At 34.8% G+C, this 21,927-nt stretch carries 26 protein-coding genes; 19 read left to right on the top strand and 7 right to left on the bottom strand.

What is annotated here, in order from left to right:
• The first annotated feature begins 81 nt into the window (after positions 1–81).
• From QWY87_RS05475 to QWY87_RS05465, 3 genes are all read left to right on the top strand, one after another.
• A complete protein-coding gene (locus QWY87_RS05475; RefSeq protein WP_290289229.1) occupies positions 82–669 on the top strand; it encodes a 30S ribosomal protein S16 in 588 nt (195 codons plus the stop codon).
• Between the two features lie 85 nt (positions 670–754).
• Complete coding sequence (gene rimM, locus QWY87_RS05470) at positions 755–1,282, top strand: ribosome maturation factor RimM (RefSeq protein ID WP_290289226.1); 528 nt, start codon at positions 755–757, stop codon at positions 1,280–1,282.
• Between the two features lie 6 nt (positions 1,283–1,288).
• On the top strand, positions 1,289–2,005 hold the full coding sequence (locus tag QWY87_RS05465) for a tRNA1(Val) (adenine(37)-N6)-methyltransferase (protein WP_290289224.1): 717 nt from the start codon (positions 1,289–1,291) through the stop codon (positions 2,003–2,005).
• On the opposite strand, the gene QWY87_RS05460 is transcribed toward QWY87_RS05465, so the two are convergent.
• Both QWY87_RS05460 and QWY87_RS05455 read right to left on the bottom strand, forming a co-directional pair.
• The gene (locus QWY87_RS05460) at positions 1,995–2,864 is read right to left on the bottom strand and encodes a bile acid:sodium symporter family protein (RefSeq protein WP_290289222.1); all 870 of its coding nucleotides are present in this window, start codon (positions 2,862–2,864) and stop codon (positions 1,995–1,997) included. The two genes, QWY87_RS05465 and QWY87_RS05460, sit on opposite strands and share 11 nt — an antisense overlap.
• An 82-nt stretch (positions 2,865–2,946) precedes the next feature.
• The gene (locus tag QWY87_RS05455) at positions 2,947–4,317 is read right to left on the bottom strand and encodes a saccharopine dehydrogenase family protein (protein WP_290289219.1); all 1,371 of its coding nucleotides are present in this window, start codon (positions 4,315–4,317) and stop codon (positions 2,947–2,949) included.
• A 170-nt stretch (positions 4,318–4,487) separates the two neighbouring features.
• Between QWY87_RS05455 and QWY87_RS05450 the strand changes: the two genes are divergently transcribed.
• Positions 4,488–4,871, top strand: coding sequence for a DUF423 domain-containing protein (locus tag QWY87_RS05450; RefSeq protein ID WP_290289216.1), 384 nt, complete (start codon positions 4,488–4,490; stop codon positions 4,869–4,871).
• A 303-nt stretch (positions 4,872–5,174) separates the two neighbouring features.
• Positions 5,175–6,800 (top strand): phosphoenolpyruvate carboxykinase (ATP), encoded by a 1,626-nt coding sequence (pckA, locus tag QWY87_RS05445; RefSeq protein WP_290289213.1) that lies wholly within the window; start codon positions 5,175–5,177, stop codon positions 6,798–6,800.
• A gap of 59 nt (positions 6,801–6,859) precedes the next feature.
• Here the strand turns inward: pckA and dinB are convergent, their stop codons facing one another.
• Positions 6,860–7,948: a DNA polymerase IV gene (gene dinB, locus QWY87_RS05440; RefSeq protein ID WP_290289211.1), complete on the bottom strand. Its 1,089-nt coding sequence runs from the start codon at positions 7,946–7,948 to the stop codon at positions 6,860–6,862.
• Positions 7,949–8,039: 91 nt separating this feature from the next.
• Here dinB and rlmD point away from each other — a divergent pair, with 91 nt between their 5' ends.
• The 9 genes from rlmD (at position 8,040) to pyrG (ending at position 14,233) form a co-directional block, all read left to right on the top strand.
• Entirely contained in the window at positions 8,040–9,452 is a 1,413-nt protein-coding gene (rlmD, locus tag QWY87_RS05435) for a 23S rRNA (uracil(1939)-C(5))-methyltransferase RlmD (protein WP_290289210.1), read from the top strand.
• 3 nt (positions 9,453–9,455) lie between these two features.
• Entirely contained in the window at positions 9,456–9,962 is a 507-nt protein-coding gene (locus QWY87_RS05430; protein WP_290289207.1) for a DUF6452 family protein, read from the top strand.
• Positions 9,943–10,629, top strand: a complete 687-nt coding sequence (locus QWY87_RS05425) for a DUF6048 family protein (RefSeq protein ID WP_290289205.1) — start codon at positions 9,943–9,945, stop codon at positions 10,627–10,629. Before QWY87_RS05430 ends, QWY87_RS05425 begins: the two co-directional genes overlap by 20 nt.
• A 7-nt stretch (positions 10,630–10,636) precedes the next feature.
• Positions 10,637–10,807 (top strand): hypothetical protein, encoded by a 171-nt coding sequence (locus QWY87_RS05420; protein WP_290289202.1) that lies wholly within the window; start codon positions 10,637–10,639, stop codon positions 10,805–10,807.
• A complete protein-coding gene (locus tag QWY87_RS05415) occupies positions 10,804–10,971 on the top strand; it encodes a hypothetical protein (protein WP_290289199.1) in 168 nt (55 codons plus the stop codon). Before QWY87_RS05420 ends, QWY87_RS05415 begins: the two co-directional genes overlap by 4 nt.
• Positions 10,964–11,320, top strand: a complete 357-nt coding sequence (locus QWY87_RS05410; protein ID WP_290289196.1) for a translation initiation factor — start codon at positions 10,964–10,966, stop codon at positions 11,318–11,320. Before QWY87_RS05415 ends, QWY87_RS05410 begins: the two co-directional genes overlap by 8 nt.
• A 36-nt stretch (positions 11,321–11,356) precedes the next feature.
• Entirely contained in the window at positions 11,357–12,229 is an 873-nt protein-coding gene (locus QWY87_RS05405) for a nucleoside phosphorylase (RefSeq protein WP_290289192.1), read from the top strand.
• A gap of 87 nt (positions 12,230–12,316) precedes the next feature.
• Positions 12,317–12,496 carry a hypothetical protein gene (locus QWY87_RS05400; RefSeq protein ID WP_290289188.1) on the top strand — a complete coding sequence of 60 codons (180 nt, stop codon included), beginning with the start codon at positions 12,317–12,319 and terminating at the stop codon, positions 12,494–12,496.
• Between the two features lie 129 nt (positions 12,497–12,625).
• Positions 12,626–14,233, top strand: a complete 1,608-nt coding sequence (pyrG, locus tag QWY87_RS05395; RefSeq protein WP_290289185.1) for a CTP synthase — start codon at positions 12,626–12,628, stop codon at positions 14,231–14,233.
• Between the two features lie 46 nt (positions 14,234–14,279).
• Here pyrG and QWY87_RS05390 read toward each other — a convergent pair whose 3' ends face one another.
• The 3 genes from QWY87_RS05390 to xrtF all read right to left on the bottom strand — a co-directional run bounded on the left by QWY87_RS05390 (position 14,280) and on the right by xrtF (position 15,874).
• A complete protein-coding gene (locus tag QWY87_RS05390; protein WP_290289183.1) occupies positions 14,280–14,591 on the bottom strand; it encodes a heavy metal-binding domain-containing protein in 312 nt (103 codons plus the stop codon).
• Positions 14,592–14,892: 301 nt separating this feature from the next.
• Entirely contained in the window at positions 14,893–15,333 is a 441-nt protein-coding gene (locus QWY87_RS05385) for an exosortase F system-associated membrane protein (RefSeq protein ID WP_290289180.1), read from the bottom strand.
• A complete protein-coding gene (xrtF, locus tag QWY87_RS05380) occupies positions 15,326–15,874 on the bottom strand; it encodes an exosortase family protein XrtF (protein WP_290289177.1) in 549 nt (182 codons plus the stop codon). Before xrtF ends, QWY87_RS05385 begins: the two co-directional genes overlap by 8 nt.
• A gap of 49 nt (positions 15,875–15,923) precedes the next feature.
• Between xrtF and QWY87_RS05375 the strand changes: the two genes are divergently transcribed.
• Positions 15,924–16,397, top strand: coding sequence for a GAF domain-containing protein (locus QWY87_RS05375; RefSeq protein ID WP_290289175.1), 474 nt, complete (start codon positions 15,924–15,926; stop codon positions 16,395–16,397).
• On the opposite strand, the gene QWY87_RS05370 is transcribed toward QWY87_RS05375, so the two are convergent.
• A complete protein-coding gene (locus QWY87_RS05370; protein WP_290289170.1) occupies positions 16,378–17,580 on the bottom strand; it encodes an MFS transporter in 1,203 nt (400 codons plus the stop codon). The two genes, QWY87_RS05375 and QWY87_RS05370, sit on opposite strands and share 20 nt — an antisense overlap.
• Positions 17,581–17,839: 259 nt before the next feature.
• Here QWY87_RS05370 and purH point away from each other — a divergent pair, with 259 nt between their 5' ends.
• From purH to mreD, 4 genes are all read left to right on the top strand, one after another.
• Entirely contained in the window at positions 17,840–19,372 is a 1,533-nt protein-coding gene (purH, locus tag QWY87_RS05365) for a bifunctional phosphoribosylaminoimidazolecarboxamide formyltransferase/IMP cyclohydrolase (RefSeq protein WP_290289167.1), read from the top strand.
• Positions 19,373–19,548: 176 nt separating this feature from the next.
• Complete coding sequence (locus tag QWY87_RS05360) at positions 19,549–20,577, top strand: rod shape-determining protein (protein WP_290289163.1); 1,029 nt, start codon at positions 19,549–19,551, stop codon at positions 20,575–20,577.
• 17 nt (positions 20,578–20,594) lie between these two features.
• A complete protein-coding gene (gene mreC, locus QWY87_RS05355; RefSeq protein WP_290289161.1) occupies positions 20,595–21,425 on the top strand; it encodes a rod shape-determining protein MreC in 831 nt (276 codons plus the stop codon).
• On the top strand, positions 21,418–21,924 hold the full coding sequence (gene mreD, locus QWY87_RS05350) for a rod shape-determining protein MreD (RefSeq protein WP_290289159.1): 507 nt from the start codon (positions 21,418–21,420) through the stop codon (positions 21,922–21,924). The genes mreC and mreD overlap by 8 nt, the downstream gene beginning before the upstream one ends.
• Positions 21,925–21,927 lie beyond the last annotated feature (3 nt).

The following is a 21,927-nucleotide window of genomic DNA, read 5'->3' as shown; positions in this document are numbered from 1 at the left end:
TACTATTTTTGCGCCCTACTTCGAGAAAGTAGAAATATAATATTAATAACTTAGGTCGAGAACCTAAAAATTTAAACATTTATGTCAGTAAAAATTAGATTACAAAGACACGGTAGAAAAGGAAAACCATTCTTTTGGATAGTAGCTGCAGATTCGCGCTCAAAAAGAGATGGTAGATCTTTGGAAAAACTAGGAACTTACAATCCTAACACAAACCCTGCAACCATTGATTTAGATATCGATGGAGCCGTTAAATGGCTTCAAAATGGTGCACAACCAACTGATACAGCTAGAGCTATTCTATCTTACAAAGGTGCCTTATTAAAAAACCATCTTGCTGGTGGCGTTAAAAAAGGTGCTTTAACTGAAGAGCAAGCTGAAACTAAATATCAAGCTTGGTTAGAAGAGAAAGCAAATAAAGTTTCAGATAAAGAAGGAAAACTTGCAAAAGCTGAAGAAGATGCTAAATTAGCAATTTTTGAAGCTGAGAAGGCTGTTAATGCTAGTCGTAAAGCGGCAGCAGATGAAATTGAAAACGAAGCTATCAAAGCTAAAGCAGATGCAAAAGCGGCCAAAGAAGCGGCGGCAAAAGCTGAAGAAGCAGTAGAAGATGAGGCTCCTAAAACAATTGACGAAGTAGCTGAACAAGCTAAAGAAGAAGAAAAATAAAATATTTTTGAAATATTTTTGAAAACCTGATATGAATGTATCAGGTTTTTTTGTTTTAAATTTGTCAGATTAGAATTTCAACTAAATGAAAAAAGAGGATTGTTTTTATCTCGGTATAATTGCTAGAAAGTATAGTTTTAAAGGAGAAGTCGTCTTAAAACTCGATACTGATCAACCTGAGATTTATGAAAACCTCGATGCCGTCCTCATAGATTTTGGTAAAACCCTTGTACCCTACTTTATTGAAAAAAGCTTATTTCAAAAAGGTAACCAACTAAGAATTCAATTTGAAGAAGTCTACTCTGAGCAAGAAGCTGAAAAACTTTTGAAGAAAGGTGCCTATCTGCCAATGAATTTACTTCCCAAACTGGAAGGGACCAAGTTTTATTATCATGAAATAAAAGGATTCATGTTAGAAGATATAAGCTTTGGAGAAATAGGACTTATTGATTCCATTGATGACAAGTCTTCACAACCTCTCTTTGTAATAAAAACGGATTCTGATGAAATTCTAATCCCAATGGTTGATGACTTCATTGAAAAGATTGACCGTAAAAATAAGAAAGTTATTGTCAGAACGCCAGAAGGGCTTATTGATATGAATAGAGCCTAAATTATCATGTCTCATAAAGGATTTCAGTTCAAAGAATTTAAAGTCGAACAAGACCGCTGTGCAATGAAAATTGGTACTGATGGAGTTCTATTAGGGGCTTGGGTTGATGTACCTGAACATATTAATTCAATCCTGGATATTGGGACTGGCACCGGAATTATAGCGCTTCAACTAGCTCAACGAAGTGACGCTGAAGTAATTGATGCCTTGGAAATAGAGCCCCAGGCTTTCGAGCAGGCAGTTGAAAATTTTGAAAATAGCCAATGGGCTGATAGGCTGTATTGCTACCACGCCTCTTTACAGGAATTTGTTAGTGAAATAGATGATAAATATGATCTGGTCATAAGTAATCCACCTTATTTTAACGACACTTTTAAGGAATTAGATAAACAACGTGCCATTGCAAGACATACAGAAGAACTCACTTTTAAGGAGCTATTGGAAGGAGTTACCAAAGTGCTCGCAACTGATGGTACTGCTGCTTTTATTATACCCTACAAAGAGGAAATAGGTTTTTTGGAGCTCGCTCAAAACACAAACCTTTTCCCTTCTAAGATTAGCAGGTATCGAGGAAATATAAATAGTGAATTAAAAAGAAGTCTTATTCAATTAAAAACTAAGCCTCATACGCTAGTTCAAGAAGAATTCTTTTTAGAACATTCTCGTCATGAATATTCTGATCATTATAAAAGTTTGGTGAAAGATTTTTACCTTAAGTTATAAGATCAGACTCTTTGGCTCTTTTCCTAAACGCGATAATAACAGCTGCCGTAAAGAACATTAACAAACCATAAGTTAATGGAACAATCGTGTATTCAGGCTTTTGAAGTATCAAAGTAGCAATCGTTATAGCCAAAGTTCCATTCTGAATACCTGATTCAATAGAAATAGTAACCGCTTGATTTTTAGGTAGCTTAAAAATAATTGCCAATAAATACCCAGCGAGCATTGTGAAAATATTTAACAATATTGAGGGCAATCCAGCCTCCCCAAAATACTCAATAAACTCATTTCTATTGCTGTACGTTACACCAACTACTACAAGGATAAACAATACCATTGATGCTTTTTTCACTGGCTTCTCAACTCGAAAAGCAAATTCTGGAAATTTTTTGTTAATGAACATCCCTATCAAAACCGGAATAATAATAATCACAAACAACTGTTTTAAAGTAGACATAAAATCCAAAGACATGGCTTGTGACTCCTCTAAAAAATAGTGAAACCCAATATTCATAATAAAAGGGATCGTTATAAATGAAAGCAAGCTCGCAATTGCAGTCAGTGAAACTGACAAAGCAAGATCTCCTTTAGCCAAATAACTAATCATATTAGATGTGGCACCTCCCGGACATGATGCGATAAGCATAATACCAATGGCAATAACGGGTGGTAATGCTAAAAAATAGCAAATTAAAAATGCAATGACTGGCAATAAAATAAGTTGACTACTGAGCCCTACAATCACTGCCTTAGGGTATTTAACTATCCGTTTAAAATCAGCTATTGCCAATGATAAGCCCATACCAGCCATTATAATAAACAAAGAAATAGCGAGAATAATCCCTGTAATCGAAGTCATAGCAATAAAAGGTTCATTGATTGATTAGGAAATCAATATACAAAAATTCTAAAACAGTCGGTTAATGATCTAGCATGTGCTATTAAGCACCTAAATTGTTTGGGTTATAACCTAAATATGGAACTTCTTTTTCATGAAACAAAAGCTCATAATTTTCTAATTCCTTTAAAATTGGGTCATAAACTTCTTTGCTAATTGGCAATTGAACCCCTGGGCTTTTTATTTGACCATTCAAAATACTAAGTGTTGCAATAGCAACAGGCAGCCCTACCGTTTTTGCCATCGCCGTATAGGATTGATCTTCCCCAAGAACTACCATGTTAGATTCGATCTGCCGTTTTTCACCGTCAATTTCAAATCCAAATTTATGGTACATAACGATCATATCTTTATCTTCCTCTTGAAGTGTCCAGCTATCCATCAGGATTTTCTGTAATATTTGAGCAGGAGTGGCATCCTTGATTCCAACGATCTTATCAGCGTTAAAAATGTCAAGCTCTAATAATTTCTCCCAAATGACATCGTCCTGATCTATTTTTAAATAATGTCTTAGTTTGAGTTCCGCTGAATCATGAGGTTTATAAGGTAAAAAGGAATTTGTAAACTCCCTGTAGCTCATGCTTTCTGAACCCTCCATATGATAACTATCATCTGTCATTCCTAATTGAACAAAAATATTCCATGCTCTTGAAAACCCAACCCTACGTATTGTTCCCCTGTAAAGGGTTAGTACATCTTCAAGACCATAAATGTCTCGGTAATTAAGTGAATCTCTATTAGCTAAGGCTTCAAAATTCCCATAACCTTCGATTGACAAAAACTCAGTTCTTCTAAACAACTTATGATATGGAATATATTTATACCTTCCTTCTTGAATAAATTTCGCTACGCCTCCTTGACCGGCAACAACAACATTTCTTGGATTCCATGTAAATTTATAATTCCAGAGATTTGTATCACTTTCAGGCGCTACAAGCCCACCTGTAAATGATTCGAAAAGCAACATTTTACCCCCTTTAGCCTTTATTCTGTCAATGACCTGCATGGCACTCATATGATCAATCCCCGGGTCGAGCCCGATCTCATTCATAAATACGAGCCCTTTTTTCTTTACCTCCTCATCCATGGCCATCAATTCTTTTGATATATAGGAAGCTGTTACAAGGCTCTTTCCAAAGTCTAAACAATCTTTAGCTATTTCTAAATGAAACCTGGCAGGTAACATTGAAATTACAATATCAGCACTATTTACTAAAGCTTTTCTACTTTCTACATTAAAGATATCCAGCTCTACTATTGTGGCGTTCTCATGACCTTTAACCAATTTTTTGGCATTATCAACTGAAATATCAGCTATAATCACTTTCAACTTTTCTGAAAAAGATTTTTCCAAAAGATATCTTACCAGAGCTGCTGAGGACCTCCCGGCTCCAACTATTAAAATACTTCTCATAAGTGCGTAGATGTTTGTTCAAATGTACTTAAAATTGAGTAGAAGATACTTGCTCAAAACTTGATTTTTTTCTCATTTTTTTATTAAAAAAAAGAATTAATAAAATAGTATTTTGAATAATTAAATTAGCATTATTAAGTAACTTTAAGCAATCAAAAAATACCCGAAAAATGATTAAAAAAATATCAGGACTTGCCGCCTTATTAGCCATGTTAACTGTTGTAATTGGGGCTTTTGGAGCACATTCTTTAAAAGAAAAGCTGAGTCCGGAAGTTCTACAGAGTTTTGAAACAGGTGTGAGGTATATGATGTATCATGTTTTAGCTATTCTATTAATCACAAACTCTGGAATGCTCTCTGACAAGTCTAAATTGATTATTTCTTCGCTATTTATTGCGGGAATCCTGTTTTTTTCAGGCTCTATTTTTGTCATCTCATTAGACATCGTTCAAGCAAAGCAAATTTGGTTTATTACTCCTCTAGGTGGTCTATTCTTTATTCTTGGATGGTTAATAAGTGCTTATTCATTTTTTACATCAACTAATAGAAATTAATCAAAAACGCTTTATAAACCCTAATTCCTCATGGGTTATTTTCATTGCCCCAATTATCTTCATGATTTTAAGAAAAAGACTGAATCACTAGTAATTACTTGATTTTATTAATAATTAATGGTAAATACTTTTTGTACACTATCTTATTCTTAGTAATTTTAAGAGATCAATTTTCAACTATTAATTGCGAAAACGTTATCGTAAATAAGCATGTAATCCCTGACAAATGTCATAAAAACGAAATAGCATTAAGCCGTAAATTTGTTGAAGAAATCAAAACAATTAACACTTAAATATTTACTTATGGAAGTTCTAACAAAATCAGTAATCAGCTCATTAAATGACTTAGGAATCAAAAACCCAAAAGAGATTATTTATAACCCATCATATGATGAATTATATAAGTATGAAATGTCACCTTCTTTAGAAGGATATGAAAAAGCTTACGATACCGAATTAGGTGCTGTAAACGTAATGACAGGTAAATTTACAGGTCGTTCTCCAAAGGATAAGTTTATTGTTAAGGATGATGCAACAAAAGATACATTGTGGTGGACTTCTGAACAAGCACCAAATGACAACAAACCAACAACTCAAGCTGTTTGGAATGAATTGAAAGCATTAGTTCTTGATGAATTATCAGGTAAAAAATTATATGTAGTTGATGCTTTTTGTGGTGCCAATGAAGACACTAGATTAAAAATTAGATTTATTGTAGAAGTTCCGTGGCAGGCTCATTTTGTTACAAACATGTTTATCAGACCTACTTCTGAAGAATTAGAGACTTTTGGAGAACCAGATTTCGTAGTGATGAATGGTTCTGAAACTCAAAATGACAATTGGAAAGAACATGGTTTAAATTCTGAAGTATTTACGATGTTTAACCTAACAGAGCAAATGCAAATAATTGGTGGAACCTGGTATGGTGGTGAAATGAAAAAAGGAATGTTCGCCATGATGAACTATTTCTTACCTCAAAGAGGAATTTCTTCTATGCACTGTTCTGCTAACGTTGGAAAAGACGGTAAAACAGCCATTTTCTTTGGATTATCAGGAACTGGTAAAACTACCCTTTCTACAGATCCTAACAGGGCCTTAATTGGTGATGATGAGCACGGTTGGGATGATGAAGGTGTCTTTAACTTTGAAGGTGGATGTTATGCCAAAACGATTGACCTATGTCATGAAGCTGAACCAGACATCTATGATGCCATTAAAAGAGATGCATTACTTGAGAATGTAACTGTTGATGAAAATGGTAAAATTGACTTCACTGATGGATCAGTTACTCAGAACACAAGAGTTTCGTACCCTATTTATCATATTGACAATATTGTAAAACCAGTTTCTAAAGCGGGTCATGCGAATAAAGTTATTTTCTTAACAGCTGATGCTTTTGGTGTAATGCCTCCAGTATCCAAGTTGACCCCAGAGCAAACTAAATATCACTTCTTATCAGGATTTACAGCTAAATTAGCCGGTACCGAAAGAGGTGTTACTGAACCAACTCCAACTTTTTCTGCTTGTTTTGGTGAAGCCTTCTTGACTTTACACCCAACAAAATACGGTGAAGAGCTAGTGAAAAAAATGGAAGAGCATGGAGCTGAAGCTTATTTAGTAAACACTGGTTGGAATGGAACTGGAAAACGAATTTCTATCCAGGATACAAGAGGAATTATTGATAGAATTTTAGATGGTTCTGTTGATAAAGCTGAAACTAAAATCATTCCTGTATTTAATTTAGAAGTTCCTACTTCTTTAGAAAATGTACATGATGAAATTTTAGATCCTAGAGATACTTACGAAGATTCTGCAGAATGGGATAAAAGAGCGCAAAAATTAGCTGGCTTATTCGCGAAAAACTTCGAAAAGTACACTGATAATGAAGAAGGAAAATCATTAGTTGCTGCAGGTCCACAACAAGACTAAATTATTGTTTTTCAATAAGAAGTGCGTATCGAATATATTCGGTACGCATTTTTTTATGCTTAAAAGTCAAATTTTAACTGCACATCTATTACCTTCTCTACCTCTTTAGACACATTATTGAGATTTGAAACTGAAATCCCTAACAAACGAACCGAATTTTTAATTTTTTCCTGATACAGTAAGTCTTTGACTGTATCGAGTAATATGTCTTTATTTTTTACGAAAACAGCTAAAGTCTTGCTTCTGGTTTGCAAAGAAAAATCACTGTATTTGATTTTTAAGGTTATTGTTTTACCTGCAACACTAGACTTTTTAAGCCTGTTTTCTAATTCGGCTGCTATCGCTTCTAAACGTTCCATCATAAATATTTCAGAAGTAAGGTTTTTTGTAAAGGTGTGTTCTGCCGCAACTGATTTTTGAATTCTGTTTGGTTTTACGGCACTATAATGTAAGCCTCTAACCACGTTAAAGTAATGCTCTCCTGATGATTTGAAATGAGTCATCAAAAACTCCAAACTCTTTTCTTTCAAATCACTTCCCGTAAAAATACCCAAGCGATACATCTTTTGAGCTGTAACTTTTCCTATTCCAAAGAATTTTGAAATCTCCAAATTTTCTAAAAAAGACTCCACTTCTTCCGGAGCAATTGTCTTTTGCCCATTTGGTTTGTTAATATCAGACGCAATCTTGGCAACAAATTTGCTATTTGCTATCCCTGCAGAGGCATGTAAACCAACTTCTTCAAAAATCTGTTTTCTTATATTTTGTGCAATAATAGTTGCCGAAGGATGGTTCTTTTTATTCACCGTAACATCCAGATAGGCCTCATCAAGTGACAAGGGCTCCACAAGCTCAGTATATTCATAGAAAATCGATCTTATCTTCCCTGAAATCTCTTTATATCGCGCAAACCTGGGTTTTACAAAAATTAGATTCGGGCAATTTCGCCTGGCCTGCATGCCACTCATAGCAGACCTTACACCAAATTTTCTCGCTTCATAACTCGCTGCAGCCACGACACCCCTTTCACCACCTCCTCCAACTGCAAGAGGCTTCCCTTGCAACTCAGGGTTATCCATCTGCTCGACAGAAGCAAAAAAGGCGTCCATATCAACGTGAATAATCTTTCTGTCAGGCATTAATTCCATGTGGATAAAACTACAAAATATTGTGAAAGATGCGCTGTATTCATGTCAAAATCGGGATTGAAAAATCATAAAAATGCCTTACTTTTGCAGCATGTCAAGAAAAAAGAAATTTCATTTATTTGAGAATATTGAGGTGATTGATACTGCTGCGAAAGGTAAATCCGTCGCTAAATCACCTGATGGAAGGGTTGTGTTTCTTAGTAATGCCGTACCAGGAGATATTGTAGATATCAGAACTGGTAGAAAAAGAAAATCTTTCTATGAAGGAAAGGCAGTGAAGTTTCATCATTTATCTGATAAAAGAGTTGACCCGGTATGTGAGCATTTTGGGGTTTGTGGCGGCTGTAAATGGCAGTTCATGAATTACACAGACCAATTGGCTTACAAGCAAAAGGAAGTTACTAATAATTTAATAAGAATAGGTCATCTTGAACTTCCGGAGGTTACACCAATCGCAGGAAGCGAAAAAACCTATTTTTACAGAAATAAAATGGAATTTTCGTTTTCGGATTCTAGATGGTTAACCGAGGAGGAATTAAAAAGCGACGAAGAGTTTAAGGATAAAAATGCTTGCGGATTTCATATCCCGGGAATGTGGGATAAGATTCTTGACATAAAGAAATGTCACTTACAGGAAGAACCTAGCAATGAAATAAGGAATTCGGTAAGAGATTTCTCGATTGAAAATGACATTAGTTTTTACAATCCTCGGAATAGAACCGGATTATTGAGAACTATGATGATTCGTATTAGTTCAACTGGAGAGATCATGCTAGTGATTCAGTTTTTTCAAGAAGCCGTTGAAAAACGAGAGTTGCTTTTGAATTATATTAAAAATACATTTTCAGCGATAACATCACTACAATATATCATTAACGAGAAAGGGAATGATTCCATCTATGATCAGGACGTTGTCTTATTTAGCGGAAGGGACCATATTTTTGAAGAAATGGAAGGCCTGAAATTTAAAATCAATGCCAAATCATTTTATCAGACCAATTCTTCCCAAGCTTATGAATTATACAAAATAGCTAGAGATTTTGCTGATTTAAAAGGTGATGAGATCGTTTATGATCTTTACACAGGAACAGGTACGATAGCCCAATTTGTCGCATCCAAAGCTAAAAAAGTTGTTGGTATTGAAGCAGTTCCTGAGGCGATAAAAGACGCTAAGGAGAACGCGAAACTCAATGGTATTGAAAATACCGTATTCTACGCTGGAGACATGGCAAAGGTATTTACATCTGAGTTTATTACAGAAAACGGGCAGCCTGATTTAATTATTACAGACCCTCCACGAGATGGGATGCATCAAAAGGTTGTCATGCAAATATTAAATATTTTACCCGAAAAAGTTGTTTATATTAGCTGTAATTCTGCAACACAAGCAAGGGACTTAGCGCTTATGAAAGAGGCCTATACTATTGAAAAGACGCAAGCCGTAGATATGTTCCCTCAAACGCACCATGTGGAAAATGTAGTATTGTTAAAACGCAAAGAATAAAGAATGAGAAAATTTCTTAAGCCGGTTCTGCTAGGTCTTCTATTCATACTCTTGTTTAGCTGTGAAAGAGATGAAATTTGCTTGGAAGATATCACACCTAAGCTGATTATAAGGTTTCATAATGCTAAAATACCGGATGAGGTGAAATCTGTACTCAATCTGAAAGTAGAAATCGAAGGAATTGACGGTGAATATACCAATGAGACAATTAAAGTGCTCACTGATTCTATTTCTATTCCTCTTGTGGTAACAGAGAACAATACAAGATTCATTCTCACTATCCCTGGAGATGACAGTGCAGGGACAGAAGATAATACTGATACGATTTCATTGGTTTACACACAACAAGATATATTTATTTCGAGATCCTGTGGATATAAAACAATTTTTAATAATGTAGAAGGGGCCTTGGTAACTGATGATGATAATTGGATCAAAGCTATTGAAGCTCAAGTAGATCCTTTAGAAATAATAGATGAAAATTCAGCTCATGTTAAAATATATCATTAGCCTCATTTTTTTGTTCACCTTATTCCCTCTTGCTGCTCAATTAGGAAAAGAGGCTAAGGATACGACAACCTATAAAGACCGTTATGGGCTAAGGGTTGGAATAGATGTAGTCAGGCCCATTTACTCGGCATTTAGCGATGACACCAAAGGTTTTGAAATAGTGGGTGATTACAGGGTCACAAACAGATTCTATATCGCCACTGAGCTTGGTTATCGCGATCAAACTACTTATGAAGACTTCTTTGACTTTACTACTAAAGGAGAGTATATTAAACTGGGAGTAGATTATAATGCCTACAAAAATTGGTTGGGCATGGAAAATATGATTGTTGTAGGCCTGCGTTATGGGTTTAGTACATTCAGCCAAAAAGTAAATGAGTATACTATAAATACTGACCCTTTCATCCCGAATCGGACAGAACCGGAAGGAGAGGCATTTGGTGGTCAAACAGCACATTGGGCTGAGTTGGTATTAGGTATTAAAGTGGAGGTATTACACAACGTCTTTCTCGGGTTTTCATTCAGAGGTAACACCATGCTATCAATCACTGAGCCCGAAAATTTCAAAAACCTTTACGTACCCGGCTTCGAAAGGGTTTTTGTAAACGATAATGGCTTTAGTTTTAATTACACAGTGTCGTATTTGATTCCTTTTTACAGAAAATAAAGATAAAATGAATAAGAATCTATTGTCTTTGTTCAGTTTTGGACTTGTCTTGATTACAGTTGGAGCGATAGGTACTTTTTTCGACTGGGATCAATCGATGATTTTTATTGGTTTGGGCCTTACTTTTGAATCATTGGCATTATTAGTCTTTGCATGGATACGATTAAAAAATAAATGAATTATTCCAACCCTGCTTCTATCGTTGTAGCCTCGGTAATGGTAACCGTATTGGCTTTAAAAATTAAGGATGACTGTTATTATTGTTTTCTAGGAATGTTTATTGTCGGTGTTATTTTATTTATCTTTGGATTGGTAAAATATTGGAAACGACGCCATGGCTAAAAAAAAAATTAATAGTTTATCTGATTTAGGGGGATTTGTTTTTTCGACAAATAATGAAGAAGATTTTTCTGCTTTTTCAGATCAATCGACTGAAATCCTTAGCAATAAAGATCAAAGACTTGAAGCTCATTTCTCAAACAAAGGGCGCGGCGGAAAAACGGTAACAGTAATTTCTGGCTTTGTTGGACCCGAATCTGAATTAAAATCACTTGCAAAACTTTTAAAAACGAAATGTAGTGTAGGCGGTACAGTAAAAGATGGAGAGATTATCATTCAAGGGAATTATCGCGATAAAATTATGTCAATCCTTCAAAAGGAAGGATATCAAGTAAAAAGAGTTGGAGGATAAAATTCAACAAAACAAATTCTAAATTCACACCATTTTATGCGTATTATAGGACCTTCCGAGCTCATTCTCAACCCTGATGGTAGTATTTATCACCTTAATTTAAAACCTGAGCACATAGCTCCTATCGTCATATTTGTTGGAGACCAAAACCGCGTAGAAAGAGTTGCAAGTCATTTTGACAATATTGAATTCACTACTCAAAAAAGAGAATTCAAAACCATTGTTGGGGATCTAAATGGAAAAAAAATTACAGTTGTTTCAACTGGTATTGGTCCAGACAATATTGATATCGTCTTAAATGAAATTGACGCCTTGGTCAATATAGACCTAAAATCAAGAACAGTAAAAAAAGATTTAAGGAGCCTGCAAATTGTGAGAATGGGAACCTCTGGTTCCATACAGGAAGAAATTCCTGTAGATTCCATTGTAATCGGAAAATATGGGCTTGGATTTGATGGCGTACTTCATTTCTATAAGAATCAAGGTCTTTTTGAAACCGAGTTAGAAGAAGCATTTATCAATCATTGTAAGTATCCTGGAGAAAAAGCAAGACCCTATATTGTAAAAGGTAGTGAAGCATTGGCAAATAAACTGATGTCAGATTCTATTTTTTCTGGAATCACAGCTACTTCAGGTGGTTTTTACGGGCCACAAGGACGCATTTTAAGACTCCCATTACAAGATCCAGACATGAATTCTATGATTGAAAAGTTCAACTACAAAGCGTTGCGAATCACAAACTTTGAGATGGAAACATCAGTTATATATGGGCTATCTAAGTTGCTTGGGCACAAGGCAATATCAATGAATGCTATCATTGCCAACAGGGTTAACCTCACCTTTAGTAAAGACCCCTATGCCGCTGTTGACAACATGATTAAGTACTCACTAAATAAGCTTACATCTTAATTTATTTTATCTAGAATATACTAAACAATTTTTTCAAACGTTATTATAGCAATCTCCCTTGATTATTATTAACGAAAAATTAACCCTATGAAAAAGTTAGCCTATTTATTAGTTATTATTTTCGCGTCAGCAAGCTTTGCTTCCTGTGGTGGATCAAGTGCGAGTTGTGTTGAATCAGACAAGTACATTATTAAAAATATGAAATTTGAGAATCAGGAGATGGTTCTTTCAAAGAAATTCAAAACAAATGATGAGATCATCAATTAATTTGAATTCTATACATTTTAAAAAAAACCGTCAATCAAGATTGACGGTTTTTTTTGTGCTTAAAAATAAAAAAACGAAATCTCTTGCCACAATTGATAGACTTTGTAATTTTGCACAAACCTAAACACAATGCCAAATACCAAGTATATTTTTGTTACAGGAGGAGTTAGTTCATCTCTTGGCAAAGGAATTATTGCTGCCTCTTTAGCGAAACTATTACAAGCAAGTGGTTTTTCAGTGACCATTCAAAAACTGGATCCCTATCTAAATGTAGATCCTGGAACATTAAATCCTTATGAACATGGAGAGTGTTTTGTGACCAACGATGGTGCCGAAACCGATCTAGACTTAGGTCATTATGAGCGATTTCTAAATATCCCAACCTCTCAAGCCAATAATGTTACCACCGGTAGAATATACCAGACAGTAATTAACAAGGAAAGAAAAGGAGATTATCTTGGAAAAACGGTTCAAATTATTCCTCACATCACGAATGAAATTAAAAGAAGGGTCAAAATTCTTGGCCAGACTGGAGAATATGATATTGTTATAACCGAAATTGGTGGAACTGTAGGTGATATTGAATCACTCCCGTATGTTGAATCTGTAAGACAATTAAAATGGGACCTGGGTAAACACAATGCAATTGTTATCCATCTAACACTTATACCCTATTTAGCTGCTGCAAAAGAATTAAAAACCAAACCAACCCAGCACTCAGTAAAAGAGCTAATGCAAAGTGGTGTTAGTCCTGACATTTTGGTTTGCAGAACAGAACATCACATTGGTGAGGATATAAAAAGAAAGCTGGCCTTGTTCTGCAATGTAGACAAAGATGCTATTATCGAGTCTATCGATGCAAAAACCATATATGACGTCCCGAATTTGATGCTTGCTGAAGGTTTGCATGAAGTGGTTTTGAAAAAATTAGACCTCAAAGCAAGCAAGAAACCATCGTTAAGCAAATGGAACGAATTTTTAGATCATTATAAGAATCCTGAAGGAACAATAGACATTGGGCTAGTCGGAAAATATATAGAGTTACAAGACGCCTATAAATCAATTTTGGAGGCCTTAGACCATGCTGGGGCACATAACAAATTAAAGGTGATCATTCATCCGATACATTCAGAAGATTTGAATGAAGAAAACGCTGCCGAAAAATTAAAAGGACTCAAAGGTTTAGTTGTCGCGCCAGGTTTTGGAGACAGAGGTATCGAAGGAAAGATTGCAGCGGTCAGATATGTAAGAGAAAATAATATTCCTTTTCTTGGAATATGTCTTGGAATGCAAATGGCCGTTATAGAATTTGCCCGAAATGTGCTCAACCTTAAAAATGCAAATTCAACTGAAATGAGCAGAAGTACTCCTCATCCAGTTATTGATATAATGGAAGACCAGAAAATGGTTACGGAAAAAGGAGGAACCATGAGATTGGGAGCCTGGGACTGTAAAATCGTAAAAAAATCTAAAGCCTTTGGGGTTTATGGTGAGGAATTAATAAGTGAAAGACATAGACATCGTTATGAATTTAACAATGATTATCTCGACCAGTTATCAGATGCCGGATTAGTTCCTACAGGTCTGAATCCAAAAACGGGCTTGGTTGAAATCGTTGAGATTCCTTCTCATAAATGGTTTGTAGGTGTTCAATACCATCCGGAATATAAAAGTACAGTCTTGAACCCCCATCCATTGTTTATTGCTTTTGTTAAAGCATGCGCAGATGATAAATAAAAAAAAGCGGCTCAATGAGTCGCTTTTTTTTATTTATTACTAAAGTTTAATTTTCTGTAGGCTCCTCTTTTGATTGGGCGTTTTCCGCAGCTTCAATCTTTTTTAGGTCCATCTTACATTCCGGGCAAGCGCCTTCTTCTTCATAAGTTTTATCGCCTTCACACTTCATCGGGCATTGGTAGGCTGACATAGCCATCTCGTAACCATGATCTTCCGCCTCGGCCCCTTTATCATGTGAATGCTCCTTTTGCTCTAAAGCCTCTTTACTTTCAACATGCTCCTTCTTATCATTGTTACAGGAAGTCAATACAAAGCCTGTCATCATTAAAAAGAAAAAAATTCTAACTAATATTTTCATAAATTTAAATTTTGTTACAGCCAACAAATATAGGATAAAACACATCTATAATCATTCAACATGAGAATTTTTACACTGGAATTCTTGTGGCAATATATAATCACAACTACTCTAAAAACGCTACAGAAATAAACTTCGTAAAATGCCTAAATTAATAAACTAAGCAAATTAATTTAAAACGAATTTAAGGCTGCTGTGAATAATACTGCGAGGGCTATAATGAGGGCCATTATTTTATCTAACACTTGTAACATACTATCAAATGTAGTGCTAATAATGTACTCTTATTTTTAAATTTTTGTTAAATTATTTCTCTCGTTGTTAACTGTTTATAATAGAAGGCCGGTAGCAGCAATAACACAAATAAGGGGTGAATCAAAAACCTTCTGATATAAAATGCAAACAAATAACCATGGGCAAGTTCACCCTTTAAAATGATAAAAAATGTTATGCTCAGTATGACAAAAGCAATCATATAAAACTTTACTGCAAACACTACAAAACCTTTATTCTCAAAAGCGATGTAAATTATGAATAGAGAAATAACAGTGTTCAAGCCATACCTGAAAATTAAAGATGTCAATAACTTCGAACCACTAAAGACAGGTATTGGGTCATACAAATAATCATATTTAAAGTATTCAATAAATGGGTCATAAAACAATTGCAGCTCAAATGCCCTAACAAGCACGAGAACAAAAAACAGTGCTAAAATTATTACTATTCTGAGTTTTTTATCCATTTGACTTTGTATTCAAGTTAGAAAAAAACTTAACCCATGTAACCCATAATACAAAAGTTAATCCATAAATAATGGAAGGAAATAAAAGGTCATGTAAAATTGTCTGGTACTCCGGAAACTTATGATATAAAATACTTAATGCTATAATTCTTAATACATTAACGATATAGATAATTATACTCCCAAAAAGCCCAAATAAAAACGTTTTGAGGAAACTTCCCGAAAATGCAATGATAAAAGATAGAAAAAGAATGATGATACTAACAGAATTACAGCCTTCTATTATACGGGATACATAATTTCCATTCAGCATAAACTTGATTGAAAGCTCTTCAGAGTGTTGCTCTATTTCGGCATCATAACCAAGCATTTTCGCTGTTTTATAAACATGATTTGCCACTGAATATGTTAAGGGCGAACAAACAAAAACATCTGATTTTTGTTGTGTCTTGTTTAAATAAAACGAATAGGCTCCAAAAAGAATAAAGTAGGTAGCAAAGAATTTTACTAAAAAAACAATTATGGCTTTATTTTTATGCAAAGATTAAATATTTTTACACTTCCAAATTTATATGAAAGATTTAGATTAAATGACAATCAAAAGCAAAATTTCTCAATTAATTAACAATGACCAATCCAACACGCAAAAACTCCAGCAGATTTGCGATTTACTCAAAAGCAATTACGCCCATTTTCATTGGGTTGGATTCTATTTCGTTCATGGTTATAAACAAGAATTGAAATTAGCGCAATTCTCCGGAGAACCAACTGAACACACTATCATTCCATTTGGAAAAGGTATATGTGGTCAAGTAGCTTTAAGTAATGAAAATTTTGTTGTTCAAGATGTCATGGAACAAGATAATTATATTTCATGCGGCATTGGAGTAAAATCAGAAATAGTAATACCCATATTTCAAGAAGGCAAAAATATAGGACAAATTGATATTGATTCGCATGATCGGGCTCCTTTTACAAAGGAAGATGAAGAATTGCTTGAATTTGTCTGCAGCGAAGTGGCGAGTTTGAATCTTCAGAATTTAATCAGCCAGGATCCATCCTGAAGCGAATAATTAAAGAGGAAATAATCGTGATGATTGCGATGACCATAATTGAATAGTTAATGCCTAATAGATCTGCAATAACTCCAGTTAAGATAGCCCCCAAAGCATAGCCAAGGTCTCTCCACAATCTAAATACGCCAATACTCTCAGCTCTTTGCAAAGGATTTGTATAGGCGGCAATTCCGGCTAAAAATGTAGGATAAACCAAGGCTGTTCCAATTCCCAGAACTGCCGATAAAACTAGAAAGGGATAGAATTCCTTTGTTATCACCATAAAACTCAATGCCACACCTTGTAATAGCATACCCCAAAACATCAAAGACCTTTTTGAAAGTATGTCTGCCAGTTTACCGGTAAACAATTGACCCAATCCCCATACTGTTGGATAAACTGAGACAATGATCGCAATTTGTTCCAAATCAAAATTAAGGCCAGCCAGAAGTATAGGAAACAAACCCCAAACCATACCATCATTCAGATTGTTTACCAATCCTGCCTGAGTAATTGAACCAAGGTTTTTATTGGCCCAGGTTGTTTCCCAAAAAACACGTTTCAATTGAGCCTTCGAACTCTGTTTTGATTCCCTTGCTACATGATGCTTTGTGTCTTTTATAAATAGTACTGAAAAAAGCAGGCCCAGCACTGAAAGAACAATTCCAACATAAAAAGGGTACGGAATCAATCCGTAATTAGACGCTATCCATCCTGTTAAGAAGGCCACTCCTCCTACCGCTAAATATCCGGCTGACTCATTAAGCCCCATTGCTAATCCTCTATCCTTCTGCCCAACCAGATCAATTTTCATCACAACGGTACTTGACCATGTCAAACCTTGATTAACACCTAGAAGTAAATTTGCAAAAACAATCCATGACCAAGAGGGGGCATAAATTAATATAAAAGGTATTGGCAGTGCAATGATCCAGCCAACGATCAATAGATTTCGTCTTCCTAATCTATCAGCAAGAACTCCGGTGAAATAATTGGTAATTGCCTTTGAGACTCCGAAAATGATGATAAAGGACAAAATGGCTGTTTTGACCTTTAAATTGAATTTTTCCTCCGCCAACTGTGGTAAAATGGTTCTTTCCATACCTACCATTCCACCTACAAAAGTATTAACAATAACCAGCAAAACGAATTGCTTCCAATTGTTTTTTAAGCCTAATTCAACCTCTTTCAAAATTTTAGTTTTATGGTACAATCCCGTTCAGATTTCACCAAATTGCTGTTCTATTCTTAATCTTATTCAAATATACTTTTTTATGCATCATTTGGATGAATCAGTTAATTTTATTGACAAGATGCTATTAAATCAATGAGATGATCCAAGCTCGTTTCGAAATCTAAAAATTGACTTAAAACTTGGTCATAATATTAAATCAAATCGTTGTTGATCAAGATTGTTTTATTACTTTTGCGCAATATCTTCAACAAGAATCATGAGCAATAGCATAAAAGTAAAATCGGCACTAATTTCCGTATTTCATAAAGATGGATTAGAGCCTATCGTGAAAAAATTAAACGACTTAGGTGTAACTATTTTTTCAACTGGAGGAACAGAAAAATTTATTAACGATTTAGGCATTAATGTGGTTCCTGTAGAGGAATTAACAAGTTATCCTTCAATCTTAGGCGGAAGGGTAAAAACCTTACACCCAAAAGTGTTTGGAGGGATTCTTGGACGTAGAGAAAATGAAAGTGACCTTTCACAATTAAGTGAATATGAGATTCCGGAAATTGATATTGTAATTGTAGACCTTTATCCTTTCGAAAAAACTGTGGCTAGCGATGCTTCTGAACAAGACATCATCGAAAAAATTGATATTGGCGGAATTTCTCTTATAAGGGCCGCTGCTAAAAATTTTAAAGATGTTATTTGTGTTTCAAGCATGAAGCAATACGACGAATTTCTTGATATTATTTCCAAGAATGACGGTTCAATTGAATTGAGTGATCGTAAAAATTTCGCAGCAAAGGCATTTGGTGTTTCCAGCCATTATGATACTGCCATTTTTAAATATTTGAACCAAGAAGCTGGTGAAATAGAATTCAGGGCAAGTTTTGATCAGGCAAGCGAACTTAGATATGGTGAGAATCCACATCAAAAGGGTTATTTTTTCGGCAACCTTGAGGGATTGTTTGATAAATTACACGGTAAAGAATTATCTTATAATAATTTACTCGATGTAGATGCTGCTGTGAATTTGATGAATGAGTTCAAAGGAGAAGCTCCTACTTTTGCTATTCTCAAACATAATAATGCATGCGGACTGGCACAAAGAGAAACTATTGAACAAGCTTATAATGATGCTTTAGCCGGTGACCCGATATCAGCTTTTGGAGGTATCCTAATTGCCAACACCACGATTAATGTGGCTACGGCTGAGGAAATTCATAAGTTATTTTGTGAAGTTGTTATCGCTCCCTCTTATGAGGAAGAAGCCATAGAAATTTTAAAAGGAAAAAAGAACAGAATTATTCTGATTCAAAAGGAGGTTGAATTACCTGCCATTACTTATAGAACGGCATTGAATGGTGTCTTAAGCCAAGAGAAAGACGGCAAGACTGATCAAATAAGTGATCTTAGTAAAGCTACCAATAAAGAGCCTTCAGGAAATGAAACCTCTGACTTAATTTTTGCCTCAAAAATTTGCAAGCATACTAAATCCAATACCATTGTAATTGCAAAAAATAAGCAGCTTTTTGCTAGTGGAACAGGGCAAACATCTAGAGTAGACGCTTTGAATCAAGCTATTATCAAAGCAAATCATTTTAATTTTGATCTCAAAGGGTCAGTGATGGCAAGCGATGCTTTTTTCCCTTTTCCAGACTGTGTTGAAATTGCTGACAATGCTGGCATAACTTCAGTTATTCAACCTGGCGGATCCATAAAAGACAAATTATCAGTTGATTACTGCAACAATAACAATATGTCTATGGTCTTTACGGGCACCAGGCATTTTAAGCATTAATTGAACTGACAACATTTTATTTAGCTTCAAATACTCCCTCAAAATTTGAACAAATCCAAATGAATTCAAGGTCTTAAAATAGTTCTAACTATTTTAAGGCTTTGGCTTTAAGAATTGGGTAATTTTATTACATTTGTGACATTCACATTACAAACAAGTTAACACGATATCATTTTATGGGGTTTTTTGACTTTATGACCGAAGATATTGCAATCGATTTAGGAACTGCAAATACTTTAATTATTCACAAAGGAAAAGTTGTTGTTGATAGTCCATCAATAGTTGCCATGGACAGAGCAACCAACAAAATTATTGCCATTGGAAAAAGGGCGAACCTTATGCAAGGTAAAACTCATGAAAATATCAAAACAATACGCCCCTTAAAGGATGGGGTAATTGCTGACTTTGAGGCTTCCGAAGCGATGATTCGTGAATTCATAAAGAATATCCCTACCATCAAAAAACGTTTTTTCAGACCTTCACTCCGAATGGTGATCTGTATCCCTTCAGGAATTACTGAAGTTGAGAAAAGAGCTGTTAGAGATTCGGCAGAACAAATGAACGCCAAGGATATTTATTTAATATATGAACCAATGGCTGCTGCCATAGGTATTGGAATAGATATCATGATGCCAAAGGGAAATATGATTATTGATATTGGTGGAGGAACAACCGAGATTGCTGTAATCGCTTTAAGCGGAATTGTTTGTGACAAATCGGTAAAAGTAGCTGGAGATGTATTTACCAGTGATATAGCTATGTATTTAAGAACCCAACATAATTTATATATTGGTGAATCTACGGCTGAAAAAATTAAAATTCAAATTGGTGCAGCTACTGAAGAATTAGATACACCTCCTGATGATATTTCTATCCAAGGGCGTGATCTTCTAAGTGGAAAACCAAAACAAATTGAATTATCATACCGGGAAATAGCTAAGGCGCTCGAAAAATCTATTCTTCGAATAGAAGATGCTGTGATGGAAACCCTATCACAAACGCCTCCAGAGCTTGCTGCAGACATCTATAATACTGGGATATACCTCGCTGGAGGAGGGTCAATGTTGCGTGGACTAGATAAAAGACTTTCGCGTAAAACTGACTTACCCGTATATGTTGCCGAAGATCCTTTAAGAGCAGTTGTTAGAGGAACAGGTATTGCTTTGAAGGATATTGAGAAATACAAAAGTGTTTTAATGAAATAGCATCCTGAAGAAATATTATGCAACAAATTATTTCATTCCTTGACAAGAATAAATTATTTATACTGTTTTTGTTGCTTGAGTTTTTTGCCATTATTTTTACAATTCAAAGTCACTCATTTCACAAAAGTAAATTTGTCAATTCGGCGAATTTCTTAACGGGAGGAGTCTACAATAAAATCAATAATTTCAAAGAATTTTTGCTTCTAAAAAAAGAAAATGAGCGCTTGAATGATGAAAACGTCTATTTGAAGAACCTTCTTGGTCTGGATAGCACAAATATCGTGCAACGAGATTTGACTCACGTTGACAGCTTGAAATACAAACGAAAATATGTTTATACTGGTGCGAAAGTCATTAACAATAATTACAGGAAAAACAATAATTATCTGACCATTGACAAAGGTTCAAATCAAGGTTTAGAATCTGATCTTGCTGTGATCAATGGCAAAGGAATCGTTGGAATTACTAAAAGTGTTTCTGGAAATTACGCCACAGTACTATCAATTTTAAATGTGAATTCAAGAATTAACGCAAAATTATTAAATTCAGATCATTATGGAAGTTTGAGCTGGGATAATAACGATTACAACGTTGTCCAACTCTTAGACCTGCCCATACAGGCGGCAATCTATGCAGGTGATACAATTGTAAGCGGCGGAAAATCAACTATTTTCCCAGAAGGAATTCCTATAGGTACCATCAAAGATTTTAAAACACTAAACAACAATTATGAATTTATCAATATCACTTTGTTTAATGACATGAGTTCTATTGGTTTTGTGCAAGTGATTAAGAATTTTGATAAAATGGAAATAAAATCAATCGAAGAAAAATCGACTAATGAATAGGGAAAATATTAATAGCGCTTTGCTTTTTATAGGATTGATATTTTTGCAGATCATCGTGCTGAATAATATCAACTTCCTCGGCTATATTAATCCCTATTTTTACATCTTTTTTATCTTTCTTTACCCTATCAAAAAAGATGATGCTTCGGTTTTGATATTGAGCTTTTTTCTCGGATTATGTATCGATATTTTTTCTGATTCGGGCGGTATTAATGCTGCAGCTACTTTATTTATTGCTTTTGTTAGGATTCCAATCTTACAAAGCGTAATAGGGAAAAGAGACATTGAATATGGAGCCATGACTATATTTAAAATCCCTTTTCCTAAAATGTTCCTCTATGTAGTCATCTTAACATTTCTGCATCATTTTATTGTTTTTGGAATGGAATATTTTAAATGGAGTAAGTTTGGTACCATTTTGCTCAACACTGTTTTAACAAGTGTTTTTACCATAATTTTAACGATGATAAGTTTTACCTTTGTAATGCGTAAAAGATAAAAG

The sequence above is a fragment of the Lutimonas halocynthiae genome, assembly GCF_030409835.1.
In the GTDB taxonomy this organism is placed as follows: Bacteria; Bacteroidota; Bacteroidia; order Flavobacteriales; family Flavobacteriaceae; genus Lutimonas; species Lutimonas halocynthiae.
The sequence above is the reverse complement of the archived record's forward strand: the minus strand, read 5'-3'. Positions and strand labels throughout refer to the sequence as shown.

Bases quoted from the DNA above. Each gene is read 5' to 3' on its own strand.
- QWY87_RS05475 (WP_290289229.1), top strand. From the start codon at position 82: ATGTCAGTAAAAATTAGATTACAAAGACACGGTAGAAAAGGAAAACCA.
- rimM (WP_290289226.1), top strand. From the start codon at position 755: ATGAAAAAAGAGGATTGTTTTTATCTCGGTATAATTGCTAGAAAGTAT.
- QWY87_RS05465 (WP_290289224.1), top strand. From the start codon at position 1,289: ATGTCTCATAAAGGATTTCAGTTCAAAGAATTTAAAGTCGAACAAGAC.
- QWY87_RS05460 (WP_290289222.1), bottom strand. From the start codon at position 2,864: ATGACTTCGATTACAGGGATTATTCTCGCTATTTCTTTGTTTATTATA.
- QWY87_RS05455 (WP_290289219.1), bottom strand. From the start codon at position 4,317: ATGAGAAGTATTTTAATAGTTGGAGCCGGGAGGTCCTCAGCAGCTCTG.
- QWY87_RS05450 (WP_290289216.1), top strand. From the start codon at position 4,488: ATGATTAAAAAAATATCAGGACTTGCCGCCTTATTAGCCATGTTAACT.
- pckA (WP_290289213.1), top strand. From the start codon at position 5,175: ATGGAAGTTCTAACAAAATCAGTAATCAGCTCATTAAATGACTTAGGA.
- dinB (WP_290289211.1), bottom strand. From the start codon at position 7,948: ATGGAATTAATGCCTGACAGAAAGATTATTCACGTTGATATGGACGCC.
- rlmD (WP_290289210.1), top strand. From the start codon at position 8,040: ATGTCAAGAAAAAAGAAATTTCATTTATTTGAGAATATTGAGGTGATT.
- QWY87_RS05430 (WP_290289207.1), top strand. From the start codon at position 9,456: ATGAGAAAATTTCTTAAGCCGGTTCTGCTAGGTCTTCTATTCATACTC.
- QWY87_RS05425 (WP_290289205.1), top strand. From the start codon at position 9,943: ATGTTAAAATATATCATTAGCCTCATTTTTTTGTTCACCTTATTCCCT.
- QWY87_RS05420 (WP_290289202.1), top strand. From the start codon at position 10,637: ATGAATAAGAATCTATTGTCTTTGTTCAGTTTTGGACTTGTCTTGATT.
- QWY87_RS05415 (WP_290289199.1), top strand. From the start codon at position 10,804: ATGAATTATTCCAACCCTGCTTCTATCGTTGTAGCCTCGGTAATGGTA.
- QWY87_RS05410 (WP_290289196.1), top strand. From the start codon at position 10,964: ATGGCTAAAAAAAAAATTAATAGTTTATCTGATTTAGGGGGATTTGTT.
- QWY87_RS05405 (WP_290289192.1), top strand. From the start codon at position 11,357: ATGCGTATTATAGGACCTTCCGAGCTCATTCTCAACCCTGATGGTAGT.
- QWY87_RS05400 (WP_290289188.1), top strand. From the start codon at position 12,317: ATGAAAAAGTTAGCCTATTTATTAGTTATTATTTTCGCGTCAGCAAGC.
- pyrG (WP_290289185.1), top strand. From the start codon at position 12,626: ATGCCAAATACCAAGTATATTTTTGTTACAGGAGGAGTTAGTTCATCT.
- QWY87_RS05390 (WP_290289183.1), bottom strand. From the start codon at position 14,591: ATGAAAATATTAGTTAGAATTTTTTTCTTTTTAATGATGACAGGCTTT.
- QWY87_RS05385 (WP_290289180.1), bottom strand. From the start codon at position 15,333: ATGGATAAAAAACTCAGAATAGTAATAATTTTAGCACTGTTTTTTGTT.
- QWY87_RS05375 (WP_290289175.1), top strand. From the start codon at position 15,924: ATGACAATCAAAAGCAAAATTTCTCAATTAATTAACAATGACCAATCC.
- purH (WP_290289167.1), top strand. From the start codon at position 17,840: ATGAGCAATAGCATAAAAGTAAAATCGGCACTAATTTCCGTATTTCAT.
- QWY87_RS05360 (WP_290289163.1), top strand. From the start codon at position 19,549: ATGGGGTTTTTTGACTTTATGACCGAAGATATTGCAATCGATTTAGGA.
- mreC (WP_290289161.1), top strand. From the start codon at position 20,595: ATGCAACAAATTATTTCATTCCTTGACAAGAATAAATTATTTATACTG.
- mreD (WP_290289159.1), top strand. From the start codon at position 21,418: ATGAATAGGGAAAATATTAATAGCGCTTTGCTTTTTATAGGATTGATA.